Below are 2,912 nucleotides of genomic sequence, written 5' to 3' on the forward strand. Positions count from 1 at the left end.
GAACCATGCATTTATGTTTTTTCAATCCTCTCTCACTTATCTATCACACCGGAAATGACCAAAATGACAAAAAAATTGAAAAAAAAAAACGAGAAAAAATATGAGAAGCAACATTTAGACAGTATGAAACAATTTTATTAATGATGATACTAGGTGTATGGTATCAAATCAGTGGTTTTGTAGAAGAGCTTCAAGTTAAAGAAAGAAAATATATAAAGACTGTTTTTGTGTTTGGCAAAAATTCCATGAAACGAATTTTTATATTTAATTTTAAGTTTGTGGTTAATTTGGGATTAGAAAACAAATAATATATACAATATTTAAGAAAATAAGCTATAATAAATCTAGTTTTTTGATGGTTGGAATTAAAAAACAACAAAACGAAAGGTCGTGAATGAATGAATCAGGAAGAAAGAAAAGTTTCCTATAAATATATAGTTTATATTCAATTTGATGAATCTAAAAAAGCTTATACATTTGGATCAAATATTAAATATGACTTAAATGATCAAGTTGTGGTAGAAACAATTCGAGGTAAAGAGCTGGGTAAGGTATGTGCACCAGTAATCGATTTTGATGCCAAAAAGATCAAAGGGGATTGTAAACCGGTTTTACGATTAGCCACAAAATACGATTTGATTCAAAAAGAAGAAAACACAAAAAAAGCGCAGGAGGCATTAAAAATTTGTCATAAGTGCATTGAAGCTTTAGATTTAGATATGCATTTGATCAGTGGTGAATATACATTAGATCGTTCTAAAGTTATTTTTACTTATGTTTCTGATGATAGAGTTGATTTCAGACAACTTTTAAAGGATCTTGCCAGTCAGTTACATTGTCGTATTGAATTAAGACAAGTTGGACCAAGAAATAAAGCTAAAATGGTTGGTGGTTTAGGAAACTGCGGAATGGAAACTTGTTGTTCAAGATTTTTAAATGATTTTGATACGGTTTCTATAAATATGGCAAAGAACCAGTTATTAGCTTTAAATATTCAAAAACTAAGTGGACAGTGTGGAAAATTGATGTGCTGCTTGCGTTATGAAAATGATGAGTATACAAGACTTAGAAAAGATTTGCCAAAATTGAATTCTATGATCACATTTGAAGATAGTAAATATCGTATCACCAGCATGAATGTCTTACAAAAACAAGCTAAATTGGAAAACAAAGAAGAAGTTCGATTTGTATCTTTTGAAGAATTATGGCCAGATAAGGATTTCAGCGATGAAGATTACTAAGAGCTTTGATAAAAAAAAACCAACTTTATATCTTGTACCAACTCCTATTGGAAATTTAAAAGAAATCACATCTAGAGCTTTAGAAGTGTTGAATGCCGTGGATGTGATTGCAGCAGAAGATACAAGAAACACAAAGAAATTATTAATGGCTTATAACATTCAAAAACCTTTGATTTCACATCATGAGCATAATCAGGCAACAAGCATTCCACAAATCTTGAATCATTTACACAATAATGATAGTGTGGCAGTTGTATCGGATGCCGGATATCCATTGGTTTCAGATCCAGGCGCCAATCTTGTAAAAGAAGTGATTAAAGAAGATTATGCCGTTGTTTCTTTATCTGGAGCTAATGCGGCAATGAATGCTTTAGTAGCAAGTGGATTATCCTGTGTTCATTATTTGTTTTATGGATTTCTTGAAAATAAATCCAGCAAACGTAAGAAACAACTGGATGAGCTGAAAGATTTTCCTTATACTTTGATTTTTTATGAAGCTCCTCATCGCATTGAATCTATGTTGCAGGATGTTTTGGAAGTTTTAGGCGATCGAAATATGTGTCTTGCTAGAGAACTGACAAAACTTCATGAAGAATATATTCGTGGAACAGTAAGTGAAGTTGTGCAGGTCGCAAAAGACAAAAAAGGTGAAATGGTTGTTATCATAGAAGGAAAACCAATCAAAGAAGAAACCTTTGATATGAAAACAGCGATTGAAAAAGTTGATGAGTATATAAAACGAGGTTTAAAAACAAAAGAAGCCATAAAAAAAGCAGCCACTGAATTAGGCTGTTCTAAAAATGAGTTATACGATGAATATCACAAGAGTCATTAATTTGACTCTTTTATTTTAAGAAAATAAAAAAATATTTCCTCCACAATTAGTAAAAACATGCGATAATCTGTGTTGCGGATGTATACAAATTACATAGTAATAATTTGTATTCTACAAATAAATTGATACTGATTCTTTAAGTTTTCAATAGGCGAAAAAAAGACCGCAACAACTTTTTTCTTATCGTGTCAATATTTGGATTATAAGCAATAAATATGCCGATATTAATTTAAATTTTACGTTGTTTTGTGATCTTAAATTCGGGTAAATTTATTTAGAAAATAAATGTATTGTCATTATTTTGTAAGAACTATTTGAGAAAATATAAGTATGTACATGACAAGAGAAAGATATCAAAGCAACCAGATATGTATTCTACAAGAAACTTGTATTGATATTTTTTATATGCTTGATTTATATTTATAAAATTGCAATGTCAAATAGTGTTTTTAAAAGAATAAAAAGAAAAACAAATTTTCAATCTTTTTTTGTCACTTTGTTCCTTTCCAGTGTAATAGATAAGTGAAAAGAGAAAGATATATATAGATTGATTGAACGAGTGCTCTATATATCGGAAGATTCAAAAAACTTGAATTTATAGTTCAATGACAATCTTCATTTCACATGTTATATTTTAGGAGGAACAAGATGACAACAAACAAAAATAACAGCTATACGACCTTTGATCAGGAAATCAATACCTTCTTCAAGGATGCACATCACTTTTCCTGTCTGATCAATACCTGTCTCTATCAGGGTCAGGAGATCGTCAAACCAGAAAATCTGATGCTGGTGGATCCAAAGATACAGGCCTATACAAGAGATGTGCTGATGTT

The 2,912-nt window shown here is 30.4% G+C and carries 3 protein-coding genes; all 3 read left to right on the forward strand.

What is annotated here, in order from left to right; genetic code table 11:
• Positions 1-398: 398 nt before the first annotated feature.
• Entirely contained in the window at positions 399-1,241 is an 843-nt protein-coding gene (ricT, locus tag PND65_RS09550) for a regulatory iron-sulfur-containing complex subunit RicT (protein ID WP_035403119.1), read from the forward strand.
• Entirely contained in the window at positions 1,228-2,076 is an 849-nt protein-coding gene (gene rsmI, locus PND65_RS09555; protein ID WP_271991858.1) for a 16S rRNA (cytidine(1402)-2'-O)-methyltransferase, read from the forward strand. The genes ricT and rsmI overlap by 14 nt, the downstream gene beginning before the upstream one ends.
• A gap of 648 nt (positions 2,077-2,724) precedes the next feature.
• Positions 2,725-2,912, forward strand: a 188-nt coding sequence (locus PND65_RS09560) for a hypothetical protein (protein WP_272014571.1), incomplete at its 3' end; no start/stop codon positions are given.

It is taken from the genome of Faecalitalea cylindroides (assembly GCF_028321995.1).
Lineage (GTDB): Bacteria > Bacillota_I > Bacilli_A > Erysipelotrichales > Erysipelotrichaceae > Faecalitalea > Faecalitalea cylindroides.

What these genes read in the sequence shown, in the direction of transcription:
- rsmI (WP_271991858.1), top strand. Translation starts at nt 1,228, where the DNA reads ATGAAGATTACTAAGAGCTTTGATAAAAAAAAACCAACTTTATATCTT.
- ricT (WP_035403119.1), top strand. Translation starts at nt 399, where the DNA reads ATGAATCAGGAAGAAAGAAAAGTTTCCTATAAATATATAGTTTATATT.